This is a genomic window from Acinetobacter sp. YH12116, from assembly GCF_013418895.1.
Lineage (GTDB): Bacteria > Pseudomonadota > Gammaproteobacteria > Pseudomonadales > Moraxellaceae > Acinetobacter > Acinetobacter indicus.
Map to the genome: position 1 here is coordinate 12838 of NZ_VPBE01000014.1, position 24365 is coordinate 37202.

General features: G+C 43.3%; 26 protein-coding genes, 2 tRNA genes and 1 pseudogene. 17 read left to right on the forward strand and 12 right to left on the reverse strand.

Annotated features, from left to right (window positions below; translation table 11 throughout):
• Nucleotides 1-22 precede the first annotated feature (22 nt).
• Complete coding sequence (locus FTU54_RS09520) at nt 23-352, reverse strand: DUF4236 domain-containing protein (RefSeq protein ID WP_104489241.1); 330 nt, start codon at nt 350-352, stop codon at nt 23-25.
• Nucleotides 353-503: 151 nt separating this feature from the next.
• On the opposite strand from FTU54_RS09520, the gene FTU54_RS09525 reads away from it, so the two are divergent.
• The 7 genes from FTU54_RS09525 (at nt 504) to FTU54_RS09555 (ending at nt 9866) form a co-directional block, all read left to right on the forward strand.
• Nucleotides 504-1094, forward strand: coding sequence for a bifunctional 2-polyprenyl-6-hydroxyphenol methylase/3-demethylubiquinol 3-O-methyltransferase UbiG (locus FTU54_RS09525; RefSeq protein WP_016658949.1), 591 nt, complete (start codon nt 504-506; stop codon nt 1092-1094).
• A 2-nt stretch (nt 1095-1096) separates the two neighbouring features.
• Complete coding sequence (locus tag FTU54_RS09530; protein WP_180046655.1) at nt 1097-2158, forward strand: HNH endonuclease; 1062 nt, start codon at nt 1097-1099, stop codon at nt 2156-2158.
• Between the two features lie 203 nt (nt 2159-2361).
• Nucleotides 2362-3930 (forward strand): type I restriction-modification system subunit M, encoded by a 1569-nt coding sequence (locus FTU54_RS09535; RefSeq protein ID WP_180074675.1) that lies wholly within the window; start codon nt 2362-2364, stop codon nt 3928-3930.
• Nucleotides 3930-5168, forward strand: a complete 1239-nt coding sequence (locus FTU54_RS09540) for a restriction endonuclease subunit S (protein WP_180074676.1) — start codon at nt 3930-3932, stop codon at nt 5166-5168. The genes FTU54_RS09535 and FTU54_RS09540 overlap by 1 nt, the downstream gene beginning before the upstream one ends.
• A 9-nt stretch (nt 5169-5177) precedes the next feature.
• Nucleotides 5178-6032, forward strand: coding sequence for an HNH endonuclease (locus FTU54_RS09545; protein WP_166138773.1), 855 nt, complete (start codon nt 5178-5180; stop codon nt 6030-6032).
• Between the two features lie 17 nt (nt 6033-6049).
• Entirely contained in the window at nt 6050-6961 is a 912-nt protein-coding gene (locus FTU54_RS09550) for a DUF5655 domain-containing protein (RefSeq protein ID WP_180074677.1), read from the forward strand.
• 28 nt (nt 6962-6989) lie between these two features.
• A complete protein-coding gene (locus FTU54_RS09555) occupies nt 6990-9866 on the forward strand; it encodes a type I restriction endonuclease subunit R (protein ID WP_180074678.1) in 2877 nt (958 codons plus the stop codon).
• Between the two features lie 41 nt (nt 9867-9907).
• Here the strand turns inward: FTU54_RS09555 and FTU54_RS09560 are convergent.
• The 6 genes and pseudogenes from FTU54_RS09560 to FTU54_RS09585 form a co-directional block, all read right to left on the reverse strand.
• Nucleotides 9908-10024: pseudogene (locus FTU54_RS09560) on the reverse strand (IS5/IS1182 family transposase); the annotation flags it as partial.
• Between the two features lie 119 nt (nt 10025-10143).
• Complete coding sequence (locus FTU54_RS09565; RefSeq protein WP_168382060.1) at nt 10144-10887, reverse strand: ATP-binding protein; 744 nt, start codon at nt 10885-10887, stop codon at nt 10144-10146.
• Between the two features lie 10 nt (nt 10888-10897).
• Complete coding sequence (locus FTU54_RS09570) at nt 10898-11434, reverse strand: DUF1376 domain-containing protein (RefSeq protein WP_180046649.1); 537 nt, start codon at nt 11432-11434, stop codon at nt 10898-10900.
• Nucleotides 11435-11502: 68 nt separating this feature from the next.
• Nucleotides 11503-11751 carry a hypothetical protein gene (locus FTU54_RS09575; RefSeq protein WP_156188726.1) on the reverse strand — a complete coding sequence of 83 codons (249 nt, stop codon included), beginning with the start codon at nt 11749-11751 and terminating at the stop codon, nt 11503-11505.
• Nucleotides 11744-12925, reverse strand: coding sequence for a site-specific integrase (locus tag FTU54_RS09580; protein WP_163169909.1), 1182 nt, complete (start codon nt 12923-12925; stop codon nt 11744-11746). Before FTU54_RS09580 ends, FTU54_RS09575 begins: the two co-directional genes overlap by 8 nt.
• A gap of 19 nt (nt 12926-12944) precedes the next feature.
• The gene (locus FTU54_RS09585; RefSeq protein WP_000122748.1) at nt 12945-13154 is read right to left on the reverse strand and encodes a hypothetical protein; all 210 of its coding nucleotides are present in this window, start codon (nt 13152-13154) and stop codon (nt 12945-12947) included.
• Between the two features lie 115 nt (nt 13155-13269).
• Here FTU54_RS09585 and FTU54_RS09590 point away from each other — a divergent pair, with 115 nt between their 5' ends.
• Nucleotides 13270-13497, forward strand: a complete 228-nt coding sequence (locus FTU54_RS09590; protein ID WP_004895349.1) for a helix-turn-helix transcriptional regulator — start codon at nt 13270-13272, stop codon at nt 13495-13497.
• Nucleotides 13498-13822: 325 nt separating this feature from the next.
• Here FTU54_RS09590 and FTU54_RS09595 read toward each other — a convergent pair.
• Nucleotides 13823-13898: transfer RNA gene (locus tag FTU54_RS09595), tRNA-Gly, on the reverse strand.
• A 45-nt stretch (nt 13899-13943) separates the two neighbouring features.
• A tRNA-Gly gene (locus tag FTU54_RS09600) sits at nt 13944-14019 on the reverse strand.
• A 232-nt stretch (nt 14020-14251) separates the two neighbouring features.
• Here FTU54_RS09600 and FTU54_RS09605 point away from each other — a divergent pair.
• The 5 genes from FTU54_RS09605 to FTU54_RS09625 all read left to right on the forward strand — a co-directional run bounded on the left by FTU54_RS09605 (nt 14252) and on the right by FTU54_RS09625 (nt 17121).
• On the forward strand, nt 14252-14560 hold the full coding sequence (locus FTU54_RS09605; protein WP_016658959.1) for a BolA family transcriptional regulator: 309 nt from the start codon (nt 14252-14254) through the stop codon (nt 14558-14560).
• 32 nt (nt 14561-14592) lie between these two features.
• Entirely contained in the window at nt 14593-14985 is a 393-nt protein-coding gene (locus tag FTU54_RS09610) for a SirB2 family protein (RefSeq protein WP_160241736.1), read from the forward strand.
• Between the two features lie 80 nt (nt 14986-15065).
• Nucleotides 15066-15908 carry a ParA family protein gene (locus FTU54_RS09615; protein WP_005181342.1) on the forward strand — a complete coding sequence of 281 codons (843 nt, stop codon included), beginning with the start codon at nt 15066-15068 and terminating at the stop codon, nt 15906-15908.
• Between the two features lie 7 nt (nt 15909-15915).
• Nucleotides 15916-16308, forward strand: coding sequence for a hypothetical protein (locus tag FTU54_RS09620; protein ID WP_005181343.1), 393 nt, complete (start codon nt 15916-15918; stop codon nt 16306-16308).
• Nucleotides 16309-16527: 219 nt separating this feature from the next.
• On the forward strand, nt 16528-17121 hold the full coding sequence (locus FTU54_RS09625) for a LysE family translocator (protein ID WP_168391291.1): 594 nt from the start codon (nt 16528-16530) through the stop codon (nt 17119-17121).
• Here the strand turns inward: FTU54_RS09625 and FTU54_RS09630 are convergent.
• Entirely contained in the window at nt 17118-17756 is a 639-nt protein-coding gene (locus FTU54_RS09630; RefSeq protein WP_005181345.1) for a DedA family protein, read from the reverse strand. The two genes, FTU54_RS09625 and FTU54_RS09630, sit on opposite strands and share 4 nt — an antisense overlap.
• 193 nt (nt 17757-17949) lie before the next feature.
• On the opposite strand from FTU54_RS09630, the gene FTU54_RS09635 reads away from it, so the two are divergent.
• Both FTU54_RS09635 and guaA read left to right on the forward strand, forming a co-directional pair.
• Nucleotides 17950-18366: a DoxX family protein gene (locus FTU54_RS09635; protein ID WP_180074679.1), complete on the forward strand. Its 417-nt coding sequence runs from the start codon at nt 17950-17952 to the stop codon at nt 18364-18366.
• Nucleotides 18367-18586: 220 nt separating this feature from the next.
• Nucleotides 18587-20155 carry a glutamine-hydrolyzing GMP synthase gene (gene guaA, locus FTU54_RS09640; protein WP_016658965.1) on the forward strand — a complete coding sequence of 523 codons (1569 nt, stop codon included), beginning with the start codon at nt 18587-18589 and terminating at the stop codon, nt 20153-20155.
• A gap of 207 nt (nt 20156-20362) precedes the next feature.
• On the opposite strand, the gene FTU54_RS09645 is transcribed toward guaA, so the two are convergent.
• Nucleotides 20363-21631, reverse strand: a complete 1269-nt coding sequence (locus FTU54_RS09645) for a GGDEF domain-containing protein (RefSeq protein WP_168369831.1) — start codon at nt 21629-21631, stop codon at nt 20363-20365.
• Nucleotides 21632-21949: 318 nt separating this feature from the next.
• On the opposite strand from FTU54_RS09645, the gene FTU54_RS09650 reads away from it, so the two are divergent.
• Both FTU54_RS09650 and FTU54_RS09655 read left to right on the forward strand, forming a co-directional pair.
• A complete protein-coding gene (locus FTU54_RS09650; protein WP_180074680.1) occupies nt 21950-22897 on the forward strand; it encodes a pirin family protein in 948 nt (315 codons plus the stop codon).
• A 131-nt stretch (nt 22898-23028) separates the two neighbouring features.
• Nucleotides 23029-23688 (forward strand): glutathione S-transferase family protein, encoded by a 660-nt coding sequence (locus tag FTU54_RS09655; RefSeq protein WP_127799289.1) that lies wholly within the window; start codon nt 23029-23031, stop codon nt 23686-23688.
• A 45-nt stretch (nt 23689-23733) separates the two neighbouring features.
• Here FTU54_RS09655 and FTU54_RS09660 read toward each other — a convergent pair whose 3' ends face one another.
• A complete protein-coding gene (locus FTU54_RS09660; protein WP_075168056.1) occupies nt 23734-24354 on the reverse strand; it encodes an SPOR domain-containing protein in 621 nt (206 codons plus the stop codon).
• Nucleotides 24355-24365 lie beyond the last annotated feature (11 nt).

Genomic DNA, 24365 nt, shown 5'->3' on the forward strand with positions numbered 1-24365 from the left:
TCGGTAAAAAGAGCGGTGAATTCTAAAAAAGAATTGCCCCGACAATAAAACAAAATAATCCAAAAATCACCCAAATCCAGACATTCGATTTGGGTTGCTCAGTATGTGATGTATAGAACGGTTGTTGTTCCTGAACAGGATTCTCTTGGTTGCCAGCTCTGTTCTTATAGGGCTGGTGTTTTGAATAGGATAGGCCTGTGCCAGGAATACCAACGCTGGTTCGGGTGCCTTTTTTGCCAATATTTAAGGAAGCACCAGGTTTGCCAATGCTTGCACTGCTTATACCTTTGTGTGTCAGATTAATTTTTAATCCAGGTAGCAGTTTAATACTCTTGCGAAATCTGAAGCCCATATTTTTTCCATTTACAAGAACCAGTTTGGTTTCTATCTCAGTTGTCCGGATACAGTGAAATAAGAGTTTGATTCATTCATAGGACTGATCATTTGACTTATCTAGTGAAAAATCAGTATGTTCTTTAACATAAGATATTGGCTTTTAGACAATGAATCAAACATCAAATTATTACAATCAACATGCTCAAGCATTTTTTGAAAATACCTATCAGGTTGAAATGGAAAGTCTTTACGCACCATTTCTAAGATATTTGCCGGAACAGGCATTGATCCTAGATTTGGGCTGTGGCTCGGGGCGGGACACTTTGGCATTTAAGAAAAAAGGCTATCAAGTTGAGGCAATTGATTATTCTGCCGAGCTGGTTAAAAAGGCCAGGGAGCTGACCAATATTGAAGTACGTCAGCAAAGTTTTTATGACCTAGCTGAGAATAATAAATACGATGGTATTTGGGCTTGTGCATCTCTTTTACATTGTGAAAGAGATCGCCTAACTGAAGTGCTGGGGCTTATATTCAAAGCATTAAAGCTAAATGGTGTGTGTTACATGTCTTTTAAGTATGGCAATACAGACCGTGAGATAGAGGGGCGTAGCTTTACTGACTTGAATGAACAGCAAGCTCATGACTTACTTAAGCAGATCGATCAGGCTTTACTGTTACAACAATGGATTACTGTAGATAAACGTCCAGAGCGTACAGAAGAGTGGATGAATATTCTGATTAGAAAAGTGCAGGCTTAGATATGTTATTCAGTATAGCCGAAATACCAACCCCTCAAGAACAGTTGAAATTCTTAAAGCATATTCAGCAGATTTTGCAGTCAGGGACTTTTACTTCGACATATAAGTTTGCTTTGCTGATAAGTATCACGCGTCTGGCGATTGAACAGGGTCAAGATACCGGTGCTGCCTTGCATTTGGAATATCAGGATATTGCTGAAAAGTTTATTGACCTGTACTGGAAACAGTCACTGCCGTTTCAGTTTAACCAGTATGAGCCTTTTACTATTCATCAAAGCACTGGTAAGCAGGCAAAGATCATCAGTGAAATTCAGAATGCACAGCAACAATTCAAGACTTTGGCTGCGTTGAGAAAAGACCAGTTGCACTGGAATCAGCTTAAGAAAGTGGTTGCAGTAACCGTCAAGCAAATGCCGGTGGTGTATTTACAGAACCTGAATGGTCAAGCGGTGGAGTTTCTTTACCATTTGGAAGATTGCAAACAGTCCCTCAAGCTTTTACCCAAAGTGATGTATTGCTTGAGACAGTTTAGTGAAATTATTGAAGAGTTGTGCCAGAAGCGCTGGATTGATTTTGTCCGACTGAATAAGCAGAATCTGGTGATACTGGATGGTTTGCCTGACTTGGATGAATTCATGTTTGCCCCGAGTCGCAATCAACTGGGGCAGGTCGCGGACTTCTTAATTGATTTACAGCAATGCCAGTGTTTTTACTGTGGAAAAAGCCTAAAAAACTCAAAATATGCTGTAGATCATTTTATTCCATGGTCTCTATATCCTGCCGATACTGGACATAACTTTGTTCTGGCAGATGACAAATGTAATTCTCAGAAAAGTAATTATTTGGCGTCGGAACAGTTTTTGCAAAAGTGGCAGGAGCGGAATTATCTACATGATCAATCTATTGTTCGGGAAATTTCTCAATTCGGTTTCTTAACAGATATTCAACGTTCGCATCGGGTTGCCGACTGGGCGTATAAGCAGGCAATAGAGAATGAGTATTTAGTCTGGCTGGGTGGAAAAGATAAACAGATATTAGTTTCTCCCATATCTGGAGTATTTTGATATCTTTGTTTTTCTGTAGTGCAGATTACTGGAGTAGGCTGCTATAAAATTTAGATCATGTATCTGTCTAGCGCTTGAATTGATAGATTACATCGCTTGAGCACGACAATTCATGTCCTTTTCCACCTTTTTACTGCTGCATGATTTAGAATTTTAGGTAAAATCATTTAATTAATGATTCACTTAATTGGACTTCTATAAAAATGACCCAGGTGCAACTGCAACAATTACAAAAACAACTTTGGAATATTGCCAATACTTTGCGCGGCACCATGGGTGCCGATGAATTCCGTGATTACATTCTGGGTTTTATTTTCTTTAAATATTTATCAGAAAAATCGGTGAACTTTGCCAATGAATTGCTCGATGGTGAGGAGGTCAGCTTTTTAGAATTAGATGAAAATAATGCTGAGCATGTGCCGTACATCGAAGAAATTAAAAAGAATGCCATTGCCGAAGTCGGTTATGCGCTCACACCCAAACAGCTATTCCATACCTTAGCCGAGCGTGGTCGTCAGGGCGAATTCATTCTGGATGATTTAACGGCAACCTTAAAATCAATTGAACAAAGCACGTTAGGCACCGACTCTGCCGATGACTTTGCCAACCTGTTTGAAGATTTGGATCTAAACTCGACCAAGCTCGGCAATAATGCCAGTGACCGTAATGCACTGGTGGCGAAAGTCCTCAGTCATTTAGATGATATTGATTTTGATATTAGTAATACCGAAGCCGATGTACTGGGTGATGCCTATGAATACCTGATTGGTGAATTTGCCTCAGGTGCAGGCAAGAAAGCCGGTGAGTTCTATACCCCGCAAACGGTATCGACTTTACTGGCGAAGATTGTCACCCAAGGCAAAGAGCGTTTACGTTCAGTCTATGACCCGACTTGCGGTTCGGGTTCGTTGTTGCTTCGGGTAAAACGTGAAGTAAAAGATGTCGATATGATTTACGGTCAGGAGATGAACCGTACCACTTACAACTTGGCACGCATGAACATGATTCTGCATGATGTGCATTTTGCCAAGTTCGACATCAAGCAGGAAAATACTTTAACCCGTCCGCAGCATTTAGATAAAAAGTTTGATGCGGTAGTGGCGAATCCACCATTTTCTGCAAAATGGTCTGCCGATCCGTTATTTTTACAAGATGAACGCTTTGCCGCTTATGGCAAACTGGCGCCAAGCTCGAAAGCCGATATGGCTTTTGTACAGCACATGCTGTATCAACTGGATGACAACGGCACCATGGCGGTGGTGTTACCGCATGGCGTCTTGTTCCGTGGTTCAAGTGAGGGCGTGATTCGTCAGTATCTGATTGAACAGTTGAACGTGGTGGATGCGATTATTGGTTTACCCGCCAATATTTTCTATGGCACGTCTATTCCGACCTGTATTTTGGTGTTGAAGAAAAACCGTGAGCAGAGCGGCAATATTCTGTTTATTGATGCCAGCAATGATTTTGAAAAGCAGAAGAACCAAAACAAGTTATTGCCTGAGCATTTGGATAAGATTGTTGCGGCATTTGAAAAGCGTGAAAATATTGAAAAATATGCGCATGTCGCGACCTTGCAAGAAGTGAAAGATAACGATTACAACCTGAATATTCCTCGTTATGTGGATACCTTTGAAGCGGAAGCCGAGATTGATTTAGATGCGATTGCAAAACAGCTTCAAGCTTTGGAACAAGACAGTCAAAAGACTGATGCCATCATTGCGGATTTTTGCAAAGAGCTTGGTATTGTTTCACCGTTTGCGGGGGTGAAGTAATGGCTGTGCCAAAGTTAAGATTTAAAGAGTTTGATGGTGATTGGACGAGTAAGCAATTAGGAAAAATTATTGGAATTTCCTCAGCATCTCGTGTTTTTAAAGAACAATGGCAGGATTCTGGCGTTCCATTCTTTCGTACTAGTGATGTAGTTTCTATTTTCAAGAATAAAGAAAATGAAAAAGCATACATTTCTTTAGAGTTATTTGAAGAACTAGCTAAAAAATCAGGAAAAATTAAGCAAGGTGATTTATTGGTTACTGGCGGAGGGAGTATTGGTATTCCTTACCTAGTTCCAAATGATCAGCCTCTTTATTTTAAAGATGCCGATTTACTTTGGATGAAATCGTCAGGAATTGTTGAAGGATCTTTCCTTTATAATTTTTTTATTAGTCCTAAATTTAGAGAGTATTTAAAAAGTATTTCTCATACTGGAACAATTTCTCATTTTACGATTGAGCAAGCTAAAGCTACACCTTTTGGTTTCCCATCCAAAGAAGAACAAACCAAAATCGCCTCTTTTCTATCGAACGTGGATGAAAAGATCAGTCAACTCACGCAAAAACATCAGCTACTCAGCCAATACAAACAAGGCATGATGCAAAAGCTGTTTAGTCAGCAGTTTCGTTTTAAAGCGGATGATGGAGGAGAGTTTGCTAAGTGGCAGGATTCTAAGCTCGGCGAATTAACTACATTAATAACAAAAGGTACTACACCTAGCTCATTAGGTGAAAAATATGAAGAATCTGGGATTAATTTTATAAAAATAGAAAGCTTATCTTCAAATGGTAAGTTTCTTTTAGATAAGTTTGCCTATATTGATGAGAATACTCATAACAAGCTAGCTAGATCAAAGTTAGAGCATGATGATATTTTATTTTCTATTGCTGGAGCATTAGGCAGAGTAGCAATAATTTCAAGAGATTATTTACCTGCTAATACTAATCAAGCATTAGCGATTATTAGATTGAAAGATAAAAAAATTACACGTTACATCTATTATTTTTTGAATTCAGATTATGTGAAAAAAATTATTGATGCTGAAAGCGTGCAATTAGCTCAAGCAAATTTTTCACTTGGGCAACTTGCTAACTTGGATGTTTTAGTCCCGTGTTTAGAAGAACAAACCAAAATCGCCAATTTCTTATCTGCCATTGACCAGAAAATTGAAGTGGTTGCACAGCAAATTGAACAGGCCAAACAGTGGAAAAAAGGCTTGTTGCAGCAGATGTTTGTGTAGAGGGATCTCATGTCTGAATGGTTATTTCCTGTTAATCCTGCAATTTATGATATAGATCGTGCTTATCATGATGCACATCAAATATGTTGGGCAAAATACGATTTTGAATTCCAAATTAATGACATTCTATTTTTGTATGTGACAGAGCCAATAGGAAAAATTCAATATCAATATCAAGTTGTTGGATTTGCAGGTCAATCTGATTTGCCAGAAAAAGATAGAGAATATTGGTTAGATCAAAAAGAATTAGAGGCATATAAAGGTGATTACTTTCTAATTCAACCAATTGAAAAAGTTGAGAAAGCATCACTGTCTAGACGATATTTAGCCGAACTAGGTCTAATCACACCAAAAGATACTTTGCAGTCGCATAAGACCACTAAATTTGTAAAAGGTAAATCTTTAGATAAGGTTGAAGCACATAAAAAATTGCTTAGTTATATTGCTGACCAGTTTAGTAATGTTGAAGAGACCAACTATCCTGATGAAGCAGGTGTGAATAGCCCCAAATTTTTTGAAGGCAAAAAACTAACTGTTACTGTAAATGGCTATGAGAGATGTCCCAAAGCGAGAGCTGAATGTATTGCCATTTATGGGACTCGTTGCTATGTCTGTGGCATGAGCTTTGAACATACCTATGGCTCATTTGCTAAAGATTTTATCCATGTACATCATATTGAGCCATTAAATACGATTGGTGAAGAGTATGAGGTTGATCCTAAAGAAGATCTAAGACCTGTCTGCCCAAATTGTCATGCAATGCTGCATAAAACCGAAAATGGTATTCCAATGACAATTGAGAGATTAAAACTTTTATATAGCGTTTCTTTGAGGAATCCGCTTAGACAAACATTTGAAGAATAAATAATTCGAGATTTTTAATGCAGCTTTATCAAACCCAAGCACAGTCATTAGTAGAACTTACAGAAGATCCTTTTCGTCTGGAAAGAGAGATTCAAAGCCTGTTTGAAAGTAATCTTTACAGTTTTACAGGTCTGGAATTTATTAAATCTGAGTTTACGATTAAAAATAATCGTATCGATACTTTAGCTTTCGATCCTGAAAGCCAAGCTTTCGTAATTATCGAATATAAGCGAGAACGCAATTATAGCGTGATCGACCAAGGCGTTTCTTATCTGAATCTGATGCTCGACTACAAGGCAGATTTCATCGTTGAGTACAACGAGAACCAGAGTAAACAGCTTAAACGTCAGGATGTCGACTGGTCACAAAGTCTAATCATCTTTGTTTCACCGAGCTTTACCGACTTTCAAAAGCAGTCCACTAACTTTAAAGATTTAGGCATTGAACTGTGGGAAATCAAACGCTATCAGGGTGGAATTGTTTCTGTCAATCCATTGCAAAAGGCGAAGTCAGCACCGTCGATTAAACAAGTGCAAAAAATTGAGTCAGAACAAATTCAAAAGATTGCTAAAGAAATTCAGCAATATGATGAAGAACATCATTTAGGTGATAAATCTGATGATATTAGAGAGTTATATGAAAGATTCAGGGATTCTATTTTGAATCTTTCTCCAAACTTTGAACTAAATATTAAAAAAGTCTATATAGCCTTTCAAATTAACAATAAAAATCTAGTCTATTTCTCAATCAGGAAAAATCAAATCAAGATCTATTTGAATAGAAAGTACAATGAAATAGATGATCCTAAAGGATTAGTCAAAGATATGACAGGAGTTGACCATCATGGAAGTGGTGATTGTGAAATTGTAGTTATAGATACGGAAAATCTAGAATATATCTTGAGTTTAATTAAACAAACATTGAAGTGAATAATTTAAGATTTTAGAGGGGAAGGGAATGACAGTACAAAGCGAATATCAACTTGAAAATGAACTGATTAGCCAGCTCAAGCAATTGGGTTATGCCTCAGTGACGCTCAAGGACGAAAGCCAACTACTGTCTAACCTAAAAATCCAGATTGAACGTGCCAATGGACTAGCGCCTCTGTCAGAAACGGAATGGAAACAGGTCATCAGTTTTTTAAACACGGGCACAGTGTTTGAGCGAGCCAAGAATCTGCGTGATCTGTTCCCAGTCAAATTTGATGATGGTACAAGCAAACACATCTTTTTTCTCTCGGATGACCCAAGCAAGAACATCTATCAGGTGACCAATCAAATCACCATCGATCACCGCGACTATAACGGCCGTACCAGCCGTTTTGATGTGACTTTACTGGTCAATGGTTTGCCTTTAGTGCAGATCGAGCTAAAAAAACGCGGCATGGAAATCGCCGAAGCCTTTAATCAAACGCAACGCTATATTCGTGAAGCCTATTGGGCAGGGCAAGGGCTGTTTGGTTTTATTCAGCTGTTTGTCATTAGTAATGGTGCCAATACCCGTTATTACTCCAACGGCACCACAGGCATCGAGTTTGCCTTTCCCTGGGCGGATGTCCATAACAAACACATCAATGAAATTGTCGACTTTGCCGACGCATTTTTCAATCAACAGCATCTAACCCAAATGATGACCCAGTACATGGTGCTGCTAGAAACCACCAAAAGCCTGATGGTGCTGCGTCCCTATCAGATTTATGCAGTACAGAAAATTGTGGAGCATGTACAAAACTCCGATCAGAACGGCTATATCTGGCACACTACAGGTTCAGGTAAAACCCTGACTTCATTTAAAGCCAGTCAGATCATCATGCAAATGCCCGATGTAGAAAAGGTCTTGTTTGTGGTGGATCGTAACGACCTCGACACACAAACTTCACGTGAGTTTAATGCTTTTAAAGCCGACAGCGTCGACAGCACTGATAACACATCGACCTTGGTGAAACAGCTGGATCAACGCCACGACAAACTGATTGTGACCACCATCCAAAAACTCAATCGAGCCATCAGTACCGACCGTTATTTAGAATCGATTGATTATCTTAAAAATAAAAAAGTGGTCTTTATTTTTGATGAATGTCATCGCAGTCAATTTGGTGAGACCCATCAGAACATCAAAAAATTCTTCAGCAATGCACAAATGTTTGGTTTTACCGGTACGCCTATTTTTGAAAAGAATAGCCAAACCAAAGCAGGTTTAAAACTCACCACAGACTACCTGTTTAATGAGTGTTTGCATAAATACGTGATTGTCGATGCCATCCGTGATCGTAACGTCTTGCAGTTCCAGATTGATTATCGTGGCAAATACACCGCCAAAGGCATGGCGACGAATGAAAGTTATGAGGAAGATGTAGAAGGCATCGATACCAAAGAACTGTATGACAATCCGCAACGCCTTGAAATGATTGCCCGCTACATTGTCAATATTCACGATACCAAAACCCGTAATCGCGAATTTACCGCAATGTTCTGTGTTAGTTCGGTCGAAACACTGACCCAATATTACGACCTCTTTGAAAAGGTGCAGGCTGAAAAGCAAATTGAAGATGAAGCACAAGGTCGGATATTTAAGCCTTTGACCATTGCCACTATCTTTTCTTATGCGGCAAATGAGGCTGTACCGACTGATGACTTAAATGGCTTAATTCATGAAGAAGCCGCAGATATTCCAAGTCAGGTCAATTCATCCAGTCGGGATAAGCTGGATCGCTACATAGCGAATTACAATCGACAGTTTAAAACCAACTACAATTCTGGTGATCAATTTTATGCGTACTACCGCGACATTGCACAGCGCGTAAAAAACAGACAGATTGATATTCTAATCGTGGTCAATATGTTCCTCACGGGATTTGACTCTAAGCCGTTAAATACCTTGTATGTCGATAAAAACCTAAAATATCATGGTCTAATTCAGGCTTTTTCACGGACTAACCGTGTCTACAATGATAAAAAACCATTCGGCAATATCATCTGTTTCCGCAATCTGAAACGCGCCACAGATGAAGCACTGGCGCTATTTTCCAATAAAGATGCGCAAAAGGTGGTACTGGTTCCAAGCTTTGAGGAAATTAAGCAGGATTATGATGCTGCTGTTCAGAAGTTGCTCAAGATCACGCCTGATTATCAAAGCGTGGATGATCTCATGACAGAAGATCAGCAGTTGGAGTTTATTAAGGCCTTCCGTGAAGTGATGCGTTATAACGCTCAGCTGCAAACCTTTATCGAATACGATCAGAACCAGACCGCTTTAGATAAACAGCACTTTGCCAATTTTGCTTCCAAGTATGCTGACTTATGTCGTGATGTACGCAAGACTACGAAAAAAGAAAAAGTCTCTGTACTGGATGATGTCGATTTCCAATTGGATCTGCTACATAGTGACCGGATCAATGTGGGCTATATTATCAATTTGCTGCAAATGGCTCTGGATAGCGGGGATGAGGCCAAACGCAAGAAATACGAAGCACAGATACATGATCTAATTGGTAATGAAGTTACCTTGCATGACAAGCAGGAACTGATTCAGAAGTTCATTGAAGAAAACATGCCGAAGATGATCAATGGGCAGAGCGTCCAAACGGCTTTTTCTGAATTCTGGGATGCTGAAAAAGAACAGGCCTATCAGCATCTTTGTAAAGAAGAAAACCTGAAACCAGAAGCCATGAAGCAGGTTCTGGAGCATTATGAGTTCACCAAACGCCTACCACGTAAAGAAGAGTTGAAGGACTTACCAAACTATAAGGTTAAGCTGTTTGAGCGGGAGAACGTGTTTAGCAATTTGCTGGTCAAGACACGCCAGTTGATTGAAAAGTTTTATGTGGGATTTTAATTGAGGTAAGGCTTTGTTGCACAAACCTAGCTTAGAAGGGGCGCATACCATTGCGTAGCAGGATCAAACCAAATGGCAATATTTCCGCGACTCATGAGTGCTCGGTTATATGCGGGCCAATTGGTTGTGCGGTAGATTTTGTGTGTAGGCTTCTTCATTTGAAAATTATATCGCTGAAAAACCCTTTACAGATAGGTTTGTGCAACAAAGCCACTTAATTTAAAAAAGAGATAAGTTAAAAAGAGCCGTCTAACAAGGCTCTTTTTTGCAAGCAGTATTAAGTAATCCTTTGATCTGCCCAGTAGCATGGAACAATGATCAGGCTATTTTCATGCAACCTTGACCATAATCGGACACCTAAATCCCGCTGCATATTTTGGACTGTGAAATTGGAAATCAGCAGGGTAGATTTCATATTGTCATAACGACTATATAAGACCTTATGCACCATCTCCAGGCGTTTTTCATGCCGGTCATGCAGGCCATATTCATCAATCACTAATAAATCAAAGCTGGAGAAATGGTCGATGACTTCCTTTTCAGAGCGTGAAGCATCTGACCAAGTGTCCATCATTTTTTGAGCAATTTCTGCACTGGTATAGTAGCGTGCAGATTTTGTACTGTTATGCAGAATGTTGCGAATAATTGATGCACTCAGATGGGTTTTACCTGTACCTGGTGTACCAATCATCAACATGTTCGGGTTGTGGTCAGAAATAATCTGCTGTGCAAAGGCCTGACATAGTTTGATGGTATTGTCTTGTGCAGGGCATGCAACTACATAATTCTTGAAGCCACGATCCAGGTAGCGTTTATTGAGCCCTGAGTTTTTGATTTTCTGTTGTAGCAATCGCTGTTGCAATTCATCTTCATAGGCTGCATGTGAGTGATGGACGGTTTCTTTGGCACACAATTTACAGAGCCTGTGACCTGCAATTTCCATCAGGGGTATATGATGGACAGGGCAAAGTGTTTCCGTTGTTTCTGCGCGAAACTGGAGTGTTTTAAGCATGGTATTCATGATTATTCTCCTAAATCCATTTGGAACTTTCTAAAAAATCCTCATTTTTTTCTTCAAAGTTTGAAGATGAAGATGAAGATGAAGATGAAGATGAAGGGCATGATTCAAGCATGGCTTGAGTAATACTCGAGCTCTTCTCAGGAGCTGCTTGAGCATTTACTTTTCGTTGCTTGGTTGATGCTTGAGCATTACTTGCGGATTTATTCCAGCGTGCTTGAGCTGCATTTTTAGCTTTATCAGATTTCATTTGCTGATTTTGCAATGCCTGGCTTTTTAAACTGGTTAAAAAACTTGAATGAATCTGCTCAGACTCGACTTCAAACAATTCCAGAGCCATCAGCGTATTCAACAAAGTTTTAGCCTTGGTGTGCTGAGGTAATTTCGTGATGCTACATACAGTAGCTAGGTCATGAGGGATGGCACCATTTTTCCAGAAATCCATCATTAACAGCAGTGCCGCACCAATTTGTTCTGCCGTCATTCGTGCAAATTTTGCCTGTAGGTCGCCAATATAGAGTGGCATCCAAATTGAAATATCTTTATGCATGTGTTCACCTTTTTATAGATATAGAGGGGCTAAGGTCATCGATTTGATGACCTTTTATGTTTGTTTTATTAGTGAGCTAGGCTCATTAACCGGAGACGGGCCTGTTGAGCCAAGTCATCGTAATGAGCTTGCCCTTCATCCAGCATTCGCTGTAACCAGAGTCTCAACGCCTGGTGATCATCGAAGCATTTATTGATTTCCAGCAAAAAGGCCAGATTGTGCAGTTTGGGAATGTGTAACTCGTGAATGAGTTCACGCGCGACCATATCTGCTTCAGCGCTGACGACCACACCACCAAAGAAAGCTTTACTATTCATGTGCAAGCTCCTCTGTATTTAGTTTTTCCAGCATGGCTTCAAATGCACTGCCATCGCGACGGGTAACATTCGGAATGTAGCGGCTATAGACCCGGAACAACATTTCAGTGGTTGAATGCCCCAATTGGCGAGCGACCCATTCTGGATTTTCACCTGCCGCCAACCAGAGCGTAGCTGCAGTATGACGTGTTTGATAAGCACGACGAGGTTTTAGCCCTAAATAGCGTAGCAGGGGATGCCAGACACGCTTATTGACCAGGCGATAATCAAGCGGCCCACCATCGCGATTACAAAATACAAATTCTGATTTTCCAGAATTTAAGCTTTTTTGTTGCAGAAAGGCCTGATAAACCCGATCACTCATCTGGATCGTGCGGTCAGAACCATAAGTTTTGGTTCCACCAAGCACACCATTCACTAACGCCTCTCTGATATGGATTTCACGACGCTGTAAGTCGATATTTTTCCATTGCAGACCATCGATTTCACTGGTGCGCATACCTGTAAAAAAGCGAACAGTGTAATAAGGCTTAAAATCATCACGAACAGTGGTAAGAATTTTATGTACCTCTTCCAGAGAAAAGGGAGTGACTTCAATCTTACTTTCTTTCAGATTGTTAATATTTTTATAAGGCGACTCAAACTCGTATCGTTCAGCCGCATCATTGAGTATCATACGTAAAGGCGTCATGATTTGATTGATTCTCGATGCTTTCAGACTTGTCTGATCTTTTCCGTGTGTCACTTTGGCGAGAGAGGCACGGAAGTTCAGCAAGTCTGACTTCTTGATTTTCGAGAGAACCTGATTACCAAAAGCAGGAATCAAGTAATTTTTGATAATAATTGAAACCTTTTGCTGATATGAGGTTCTCCATTCAACTTGTTTCTGCTTAAACCACAATTCAGTAAACTCTTTAAAAAGAGGAACTTTGGTCTGTACAGCAATTTGCTGACTTCTTTTTTCCTTAAACTCCTCAACACGGTTACTTTTGGGAAAGTACTTTTCGTATTCAAAAGTTCCCAAAGTAATTTCAGCTTCAAGCTGCTCGAGACGTTTTTTCAAAATGCGTCGGTTATAAGCATTGTCTTCAAGATTGGTTGTTTCTCTGCAACGGATGCCCATGTAGCGAAAGTCTGCAATCAGTTTTCCACTTCGTTCACGGATGGTAGCCATCAGTTAAACCTCCTAAGCCTTATTGCAAGGCATCCATGCTTAAACCAGTGAATTTAAGCATTTCAGTTTCAATGCGTTCCCAAACAAAAAGAATTTTGCGACCACCGAAAGGACGGATGTAGTGAACACCTTCAATAAAGACACTGTCCTTCAGTTGGTTACGAATGGTACGAGCGTCGTACTGGATTTTTTCAGCCAGTTGCTGGGCTGTGAGATAGGTATATGACATAATTGTATTCCTAACGTAATTCATCGGATGTAAGGAATTTTTCATCCTTAGACCTAAAATAACCTCAAATTTAATTAAATGCAATTAAATTTTCATTGTATTAGAGGAAAAATTAATGGTTATTTGTAAACTACCAATATTGTTGGCCGAAAGAAAAATGCGTGTAGCTGACTTAATTCGTGGCACAGGTATTAATAAGACAACTTTGCATAAGCTTTATAATGGCGAATTGACTCGAATTGATTTAGAGACTATCGATCGTATTTGCGATTATTTAGATGTGCAGGTAGGAGATTTGTTTGTTTTTGAAAAAGACAATAAAGAACAATCTGTTAGTGAATAGTTTGGTCACAAATGGTCACATCAAAAAGTGAAATGGTCACAAATCCTTGATCGTTTGGTAAAAAAACACCTTGTTTGGAAGAGAACTGGGTGATTTTTGCCTTCAAAAAAGCTCTAAAATTGGTGATCGATTGAGGACATTTAAGGTCAATTGAGACCATTTTTATTGTCGTGGGCACGCCATGGTCACATCTTGGTCACAAAATACAAATTACATTAAGAATATTTTTTATTGAATCGAAGAACAAAGGAAGAAGAGTTTTTAAAAAATATAATAAAATCAACAAGAAAAAAGCCCCAATCTTTCGATTAGGGCTTTTTGAATTTGGAGCGGGAAACGAGACTCGAACTCGCGACCCCAACCTTGGCAAGGTTGTGCTCTACCAACTGAGCTATTCCCGCAGGGTCGATCAATTTTTTACTTTAAAAAATGAACAAAAAAGAATTTGGAGCGGGAAACGAGACTCGAACTCGCGACCCCAACCTTGGCAAGGTTGTGCTCTACCAACTGAGCTATTCCCGCATGCGGTGTATAATACATTATGCAAAAACAGGGTCAATAACTTTGTGAAAAAACTTGTGCTGATTGCATAAATAAAAGCCATTTTGACCAAGGTTTAGATGATTTCTGCTGTGAAATCAGCCAATAGCGGCGGTTCAGGCGGGAAAAAGCCGGTTTTCAGCCGGTCGCCACAATATCGCAAAAAGAACAGGGTATACTAAGATTAATCTCAGGCCTTTTTGGATGCATGATCATGAGCATAGAACAACAACTGATTGAACGCTTACACACCCTGAACCCGACACATTTAGACGTGGTGAATGAATCTTCTGGTCACGGCGGCTATTATCCGGGGAAGGAATCTCATTTTAAGGTGGTAATCGTCAGTGAACAGTTTGCCGGTTTACGTCTGGTGCAGCGTCATCAACAAGTCTATGCCGCGGTCGGTGATCTGTTAAGTCCAAGCAAGATTCATGCGCTGGCAATTCATGCTTTTGTTCAGGATGAATGGCAAGGACAGGATACCTCAAGCCCGGAATGTGCCCACGCCCCGAAACAATAACCCCGAACAAGAAATAGAGATCAGAACAGTTCATGGAAACCCAACTTTTACTTAAAATTATTCATATGACCAGCATCAGCGTATTGCTGGTCATTCTGCTGGCCCGTGGCCTGACCTTATTTAAAGGCGTGCAGGGCAACCAGCCCAATCCGGCCGGACGCACACTATGGGTGGCGCTACAACATTTATCGGTTACGCTGATAGTAGTAACCGGAATTGTGCTGCTGGCATTAAAGGATTTTCAGGTCGAAACCTGGTTTTATGCCAAAATCATTTTATTCCTGGTGATGCTGTCTTCGTTAATGAAAGCCTACCGTAAAACGGACAGTATTTTACTGGTGCAACGCCGCGCCGGCTGGGGCATAGCCCTGGTTGCATTACTGGCGATTATCGCCTTGGTAATGATCAAGCCAAGTTTTGGTTAATTGTTCGACAATAATGTCTATCTCTCGGCTATACTTCGCTACACTTGAGCCAATTAGAATATAAAATCAGAGGGATAGACATGCGAACACGTGTGGTCTTTAACCAGAAAGGCGGCGTTGGAAAATCCAGTATTACGGTCAATCTGGCCGCTATCAGTGCCCATCAGGGCTTTAAAACCCTGGTCATTGATTTGGACCCGCAAGCCAACTCCAGCCAGTATTTACTGGGGGATGATGCCACCTATTCCACCCATAAGCCGGCACTAGAGCCAAATATCCAGAACTATTTTGAAGAAGTGCTGGGCAATACCCAAAGCAAAGGCTTAATTGGCAATGCCTTGGGCTCGATCTTAAAAAGCCGTGCCAAAGGTCTGGAAGCCTATGTGCATCAATCGCCCTTTCCAAATCTGGATGTAATTCCAGCCAGTCCGGACCTGGGCAGTCTGGCCCATGCCTTAGAAAGCAAACATAAAATCTATAAATTGCGGGATGCCTTGGCCTCACTGGCCGGGCGTTATGAGCGGGTCTTTATTGATACACCGCCGGCGTTTAACTTCTTTACCTTATCGGCGCTGATTGCGGCTGACCGGGTATTAATTCCGTTTGACTGCGATGTGTTTTCCAAACGTGCCCTGCACAGCCTGATTGAAAATGTGCTGGAAACCCAGGAAGATCATAATGCCGAGCTGGAGATTGAAGGCATTGTGGTGAACCAGTTCCAGGCCCAGGCCAAGCTGCCACGAGAAGTGGTCGAGCAGCTGAAAGAGGAGCAGTTACCGGTATTTAACAGCATGCTGCCACCCTCAGTCATCATGAAAGAGTCGCATCATAAAAATCTGCCGCTTATTCATTTTGCTACAGATCATAAATTGACGCAGGCCTATCAATCGTTGTTCAATGAGATTGAACAGAAACAATCCTGAGATGGGCATGAAAACACTGTATATCAGCCTGCTGGCTGCCGGAACCTTGCTGCTGGGTGCCTGTGCCACGACGGTTAAACCGACCTATGTCTCGCCTACACATTATCAGGCGCTGAACTGTCAGCAGCTGCAAAGCGAATATAACCGGATTCAGTCCTATATTGATCAGGGCGTACAGGCGCCTAAACGGACCGGTGTTGGTGTGGGGGTGGGTCTTGGCGGAGGCTGGGGCAGTCGTGGCGGCTGGGGCATTGGCCCAAGTGTTTCGGTCAATATGGGACAATCATCGAATACCAAAAATACTGAACTGGCACGGGTGCTGGGCGAGCAGGAAGCCATTGTGCAGGCGGCGCGTTTTAAAGGCTGTCCAATTGTTGTACGCACCAAGCAGGCCAGTTAAGGCTTCGCATTTTTCACGCTGGGCTGGCAGTTTATGCGAGTCACGGCGTGAAAAATCTTAGCAAAATGTTTCAGAAAAAATTATTAAAAATCTTAAATTTAAATAAAAATAAAGGCTTTTTTATCTGTGCAAATATCCTCCCAGTCGTGAGAAAAGCTTGTCAGTTTTTATCAAATTAATATAAGGTGTGCGCCTAATTTCAGGTAATTTCAGGTGTCTATGATTGAAAGTTGGCTGTTTGTGCTGGCAATGATTGCGGTTCTGCTTATTCCGGGACCAACCAATGCTTTGCTTGCAAGTTCAGCACATCAACATGGAATTGCCAGAACCAGTTTATTTGTGCCTGCCGAGCTGCTTGGCTATTTATATGCCATCAGTTTGTGGGCGCTGCTGATTCATCTGACCGTCCCAATCTGGCCGTATTTAAGCCATATTCTGCATGGCTTGAGCGCACTATATGTGCTGTGGACGGCTTTTCATTTGTGGAAGCATGCGCATCTGGTCAAGCATAACCAGCTCAACCCGTCTATCCGCCCGCATCAGCTGTTTTTTGCCACCTTAAAAAATCCCAAGGCACTACTTTTTGCTGCCGGGATTTTACCGACTGAAACCTGGGATAATCCGACCAATTTCTTGATGGTCTATGCAGTGTTCTGTTTGGTGCTGTTGCCGACCGCAATGTTCTGGATGTCTTTTGGTCGCGCGATTTTGTCGGGAGAATCCAAGCAAATAAAAGCCGATCTCTTGTATAAAGGATCGGCCATGTTGCTGGTGCTGTGTGCTTTTCCGGTTATTCTGCGCTTTTTTGCTTAAGCGCGGACCTGCTTTTTCAGCTTCTGGCGGGCAAAACCAATCACCCCCGGCAAGACACTTAAAATAATGATGCCAAAAATCAGATAGGTAAAATTCTCTTTCACAATTGGCATGTTACCAAACAGATAACCTAGGGTAATAAATGAGCCAATCCAGCAGAAAGCGCCCACTACGTTATAGGTTAGAAAGTATTTATAGTTCATGCTCCCGGCACCGGCAACAAAAGGGGCAAAGGTGCGGGCAAAAGGCACAAAACGGGCAAAAATAATGGTTTTACCGCCATGCTTGGCAAAGAATTGCTGGGTGGCAATTAGGTGTTTTTTATTAATAAAGCGTGATTCAATTTCAAATACCCGTGGCCCAATATATTTACCAATATGATAGTTCAGGGTATCGCCCAAGACAGCGGCAATAAACAGTAAGCCGCCCAATAACCACGGGTCCATGGCACCGGTCGAGGCCGCCAGCGCACCGGCTGCAAATAACAGGCTGTCCCCCGGTAAAAAGGGCATCACCACCAGACCGGTTTCAACAAAAATAATCAGAAACAGGATGGCATAAATCCAGACCCCATAATTGGTAATGAACTCAAGTAAATGCGCATCAACATGCAGGATAAAATCAATCAGTTCCATGAGGGAAAAACAAGCAGAAATGTAGTCAAATCCTATCAGTCCGGTTGGTGAAAGTCAGTAGAAAAACGTAAATAAATTTCCGCTGTCATCATTCTAAATTTGCAACGATACATCTTTGAAATGGTGGTTTTTTGATATTCGGCCAGTCCCTAAGATAGCAGCATCTTTTTACTGATCTGCTGTAGGTTCTCTCATGTTTAATCCAAATACTGTAGTTGCCAAAATCTTTCAAACCCCTGCTTTGAACAACCTGTCGCTGCTACTGGCGCGTGTCTTGTTGGCTTATATTTTTATTGTGTCGGGCTGGGGTAAAATTGCCGGCTATAGCGCAACGGTGGGCTATATGGAAGCGATGGGCGTGCCGGGTGGCCTGTTGCCACTGGTGATTCTGCTGGAGCTGGGTGGTGGTCTGGCGATTTTACTGGGTCTGCAAACCCGTCTGGTGGCATTGGCACTGGCAGTATTCAGTTTGCTGACTGGATTTATGTTCCATGGCGCACCGGAAGATGCGGTTAACCTGATGAAGAACCTGGCGATTTCAGGCGGTTTCCTGCTGCTGGTGTTACAAGGTGCAGGTAAACTGAGCCTGGATCATCTGATTGAAAAATAAGATGAAATGCAGGGAAATAATTTTCCCGTCATTCAGTACAGGCAGCTCCGGCTGCCTTATTTTTTGCCTAAATAGATAATAAAGAAGAGGGTCGAGAACATCTGCCGGTAGCGGCCTGATTCGGAGATCCACACAGACTGATCTGAATCTTGTGTTTAATGCGCAGAAAAAATGCTAGAATACGGCGCTTATATTCGTTTGCCTCTCATAGTTGTTTGTCATGACTACCAATACTCAAATTACTGAAGATCGTATCCTGATTCTGGATTTCGGTTCTCAATATAGTCAGCTCATCGCACGTCGTGTTCGTGAAGCTGGCGTATATTCTGAAATGTATGCCTATGACATGTCTGAAGAAGACATTCGTGCATTTAATCCAAACGGTATCATCTTGTCGGGTGGACCTGAAAGCGTTCACCAGGAAGGCAGCCCGCGTGCACCACAAGTGGTGTTTGAACTGGGTGTGCCGGTATTGGGCATTTGTTATGGCCTGCAAACCATGTGCGAACAGCTTGGCGGTAAAGTTGAGCCAGGTACTGTCCATGAGTTTGGCTATGCAGAAGTAGACATCGTGGTGCGTGACCAGCTGATTGGTAACCTGCAAGACCGTGAAAACCAGCTGCATGTCTGGATGAGCCACGGCGATAAAGTTGCCCGTATTCCGGAAGGTTTCCAGGTGACAGCGCAAACCCCAAGCTGCCCAATTGCCATGGTATCTGACGAAACACGTCGTTTCTACGGCATCCAGTTCCACCCGGAAGTAACGCACACTTCTAAAGGTGCGGAATTACTGTCGAACTTCGTACACCAGATTTGTGGCTGTCGCGGTCTGTGGACACCAGAGCACATTATCGACCTGCGTGTAGAACAGCTACGTGAACAGATTGGCGATGAAAAAGTACTGCTGGGTCTGTCAGGCGGTGTGGATTCTTCTGTGGTTGCTGCATTGCTGCATAAAGCAATTGGCGATCAGTTGACCTGTGTATTCGTAGACAACGGTTTGCTGCGTTTAAACGAAGGCGACCAGGTTATGCAAATGTTTGCTGACAACATGGGGATCCGCGTGATTCGCGCCGATGCGGAAGATCGTTTCCTGTCTGCACTGGCAGGGGTCACTGATCCTGAAGCGAAACGTAAGATTATTGGTCGTGAATTTATTGAAGTGTTTGCTGAAGAAGCACGTAAATTAGATGGTGTGAAATTCCTGGCACAAGGTACGATTTATCCAGACGTGATTGAATCTGCCGCCAGCAAACAGGGCAAGGCGCATGTAATTAAATCACACCACAACGTGGGTGGTTTACCGGATGATTTGGCTTTTGAACTGGTTGAACCGTTACGTGACCTGTTTAAAGATGAAGTACGTAAACTGGGCACCACTTTAGGTCTGCCACACAGCATGATTTACCGTCATCCATTCCCGGGTCCAGGTTTGGGCGTGCGTATTCTGGGTGAAGTGAAAAAAGAATATGCCGACATTTTACGTCTGGCTGATGACATCTTTATGCAGGAACTGCGTGCCAGCGGCTGGTATGACAAAACTGCACAAGCCTTTGCTGTATTCCAGCCAGTGAAATCTGTTGGGGTGGTGGGTGATGGCCGTCGTTATGCCTGGGTTGTTGCCCTGCGTGCCGTTGAAACAGTTGACTTTATGACAGCACGTTTCGCGCACCTGCCATATGATCTGGTAGATCGTATTTCAACTCGTATCATGAACGAGATTAAAGACGTTTCACGTGTGGTATATGACGTATCGTCTAAACCACCTGCAACAATTGAATGGGAGTAATTCAGGGCTTTCGGACAGCACTGCTGTCCGCCTGAATTACGCCAAGGGCTGTGCCCGCGGCAGTGGGGTTTTACGAAGCATTGCTTTGTGCCTGAATTACGCCATGAGCCCATTTTAAAGCATTGCTTTTAAAATCGGCGCAAGGTGCGCGGCAGTTTAGAAGCCCGAAATTATTTAAAAAAGAGCGCCTCGGCGCTCTTTTTGCATTTAAACCACCCAGGAAATATTGGACGGGCAGGCCGGTTTTTTCGGTTCGCTCATGCCAATATCATAATGCAGCACACAATTACGGCCATGCTGTTTGGCCGCGTATAAGGCAATATCAGCTTCTTTAATTAATGTGGTTAAATCAGGCTGCTCGGCTTTAAGCTCAGACACGCCAATCGAAACAGTAAAATTCAGGCTGATATTCTGACCAATATAAATCCGGTGCTGGGCAATTTTGGTTCTTAAACGCTCGGCAATCAGCAGTGCATCCTGCAGACTGGTTTCAGTGAGTAAAGCGGTAAATTCCTCGCCACCAAAACGCGCCAGAATATCCTTGCGCCGCATTTCCTTACGGGCAATATCAGCAATGGTCTGCAGCACCTGATCGCCGACATCATGACCATGGGTGTCATTAATCTGCTTGAAATAATCGACATCAAACATCAGCAGGCAGGTCGAAGCATGCTGCGGCCATTCATGTACCTTATGCTCGGCAATATGCACAAACTGGCGGCGGTTGCTGAGCTGGGTCAGCTCGTCGGTATGCGCCAACTCTTGCAGAATATGGAAATTCCAGTCATTTAGCATGGTTCTGAGAAAATTACGCCGTGCATTCAGGGTATTGGTCCAGCTGATATATAAACTGAACAGCCAGATTGGCAGATAGACCAGCGCAAAAATGATGGTTTCAATGGCACTGGTTAAGTTAGATACGCCTAAAAACACCACGGTACTGATTAAAAACGAGGTATATAGCGCCGGCTTAAAGCGCACCTGAATACACAAATTGGCCAGCACCACAAAAATGACCGAGGCATAGATATAGATATCGATATAGGGGCTGTTCGACAAGGACATCAGATAAAACCACAGCCCAGCACAGACCAGCGTACCGACCGGTAAGATCTGGTCATGGATCCGGATATCTTTTACATATTTGAACAGGAAATAATTAATGCTGATGGCCAGTACAATCACGATGACTCTGGCGATGCCGGAGAGCAGACTGACATCGGGCAGCACAAAATAATCGGCGAAAAAGTACAGTAAAAATGCCAGCTGGCCAATGTGATTGACCTGTTGTAAATACAGCTTCTGGTGAATGGTCTGGAATTTATAAAAATAGTCTTCAAACTGGGGCGGAATACGGGCAGCCGGATCTTGCAGGGCCTGTTCCAGGGCCTGACGACTTTCCAGGTCGCACTCTGACGCTTGTAAAATATGTCGATCCGAATTATCGGGTGCAAGATCTGTTGAATTCGTCGACATTCTAATCCGATTTCCTATCTTCATAGAATTGCCCCAAGTCTTTAATAAAATCAAAGTAATAGTATAGCTTTCGCGATTAAAAAAAGACCTCCCTAAATATGGGTAATTTGCTGAAAAAAAGCCTGAAAACGGCAGGAAAAGAGGGGAAATTGTGCGCTGGTGCTCACATGAATCCTTACAACAAAAAGCGATTTTTTGATTGTTCTGCCAGGAGAATGCTGCATATTAACTGAACTATAGCAAACTCATGCAGCATCCGCGTATAAGATAAATAACAAGATGAGCGACATGGAACATCGCCAGAGTTAGGATACAACTATGACCAATGCCAACTATACCGAACTGTCCCATTCAGACGATTGTGAAAAATATATCCAGCAGTTTATTCAGGAAGTGCCGCTGCGCCGTGCAGAAATCGGGCAGGGCACCGTCATTAAACGCGCCTTGCCCAGCCGTCATAAACGCATGATTGGCGCCTGGTGCTTTTTAGACCATGCTGGTCCGGTCAGCTTTCCGCAGGGTGACGGGCTAGATGTCGGACCACATCCGCATATTGGCCTGCAAACCTTTACCTGGATGATTGAAGGCACCCTCATGCATACCGATAGTATCGGCTCCAAACAATTGATCCGGCCGAAACAGGTCAACCTGATGACAGCCGGGCAGGGGATTTCGCATACCGAAGTCGCGCCAGAGCAGGAAACCCACATGCATGCGGCCCAGCTGTGGATTGCCTTGCCGGATGCCAAGCGCAATATGCCGCCGCGTTTTGACCATTATCCTGAATTACCGGTGGTGTCACGAGATGGGGTTGAATTTACCGTGCTGGTCGGGGAGTTTCTGGAAACCCGCTCGCCGGTTGAGGTGCATAGCCCGTTACTGGCAGTGGACTTAACTGCGGCAGAAACGGTGCGCACCCGGCTTCAGCTGAATCCGGCCTTTGAATATGGCTTTATGGCGCTAGAAGGCACGGCGCATATTAACCAGCATGAACTGAACGAAGACAATATGGTGGTGCTGGAGCCGGGTCTGCAGGACATTGAGATTGAACTGCACCAGGGTGCACGCGTACTGTTACTGGGCGGTGAGCCATTTGAATCCGCGATTTTACTATGGTGGAACTTTGTCGGATGTACCCAGGACGAGCTGAGCGAGGCACGTGACCAGTGGGTCAATCAGGACCCGCGTTTTGGCAGCATTCCAGATTATAATGGGCCACGGCTGGAAGCACCGGCCCTGCCAGATAAAATGCGTGCTTCACGTTAAGCAGGCATGATGAATTGAACTTCAGGCCCAAGCGTCGCGATCGATGGGTGGGCCTGATGATGCTGAGTTGCCGCAACCGGTCAAGGTGGCCGGTGGTTCTTTATTTCAAGAAAAACAATCAGAGTGTCATTATGATTACTGTGCATCATCTGGAACAGTCGCGTTCCTTTCGTATTTTGTGGGCCTTAGAAGAACTGGGCCAGCCTTATCAGATTGAATTTTATCGCCGTTTACCGAGTTTTGCCGCACCACCCGAGTTAAAACGGGTGCATCCGCTGGGTAAGGCACCAATTTTGACAGATGGTGGGCAGCCGATTGCCGAATCTGCGGTGATTTTAGAGTATTTACAGGAACAGTATGATCCGGCGCAGCAGTTCAAGCCAACACATCCGGCCGATCAGCAGCAGTACCGTTACTGGATGCACTATGCCGAAGGTTCACTGATGCCATTGCTGGTGATGCAGCTGGTGGCCAGTAAAGTGCCGCAGCGCGCACCCTGGCTGATTCGTCCGGTGGCAGCAAAAGTCAGTGAAGGTATCCGGCAGGGTTTTATTCAGCCGCGACTCAAAGATCATATCCAGTTTCTGGAAGATTATCTGGCCACACATGACTATTTTGCCGGCACATTTTCCTTTGCCGATATTCAGATGGCCTTTCCGCTACAGGCCTTGCAAAGCCGTACTGATGGCAAATATCCGCAGATTGAGCGTTATCTGCAGCGACTGGCACAGCGCGAGGGATATCAGCGGGCGTTCGCTCGTGAACAGAAGCTAGAGGCACAGTTGGCCTAAACAAAATTTGAAGCTATAAAAAAAGATGCTTGCGCATCTTTTTTATTATTGGCGTTTCACCACAATCGAATCAATCCCGCTATGTTGCAGGGTTTGCTGAGCAATTAGCGCCGCCTCTGCAGAGGTATATGGCCCCGAAATTACCCGATACCAGGTTTCACCACCTTCTACGGTTTTGACCACATCGGCGGACAGACCATTCAGAATAATTTCAGCTCGACGTGCATCGGCGGCATCCGGATCGGTATAGCTGCGGACCTGCAGAATATAGCTGGCAGGCGCGGCCACGGGCGGTTCAGTTGGCGTGATGCCCGCCGTCGCTTCACTGGCGGCTGCGGGCGCTGCCGGCTCAACAATTGGCGCTTCGACAATCACCACTGCCGTCTGTTCCTGGGTTTCAGGTACGGCCTGCTCCGGAATTGGTGTTACCTGTTGCTGGGGCAGCAGGTCATAGAAGCGGTAATCCTTGTTGGTGTCTTCCTGATAATGTTCAGAAGTGATCTGGCCTTTTGGTGGCACAGGTTCCCACGGCTTCCACAGCATTAAGGCCACTGCGAAACATAACACGACCAGAATCACCACCAGTGTGCCTAACCAGGTCGGAATGAGTGGTTTTTTGGGCTTATTTGGTCGTTCTGATACACCGCGTTGCGTTTTTCCAAACACGAGGGAACCTC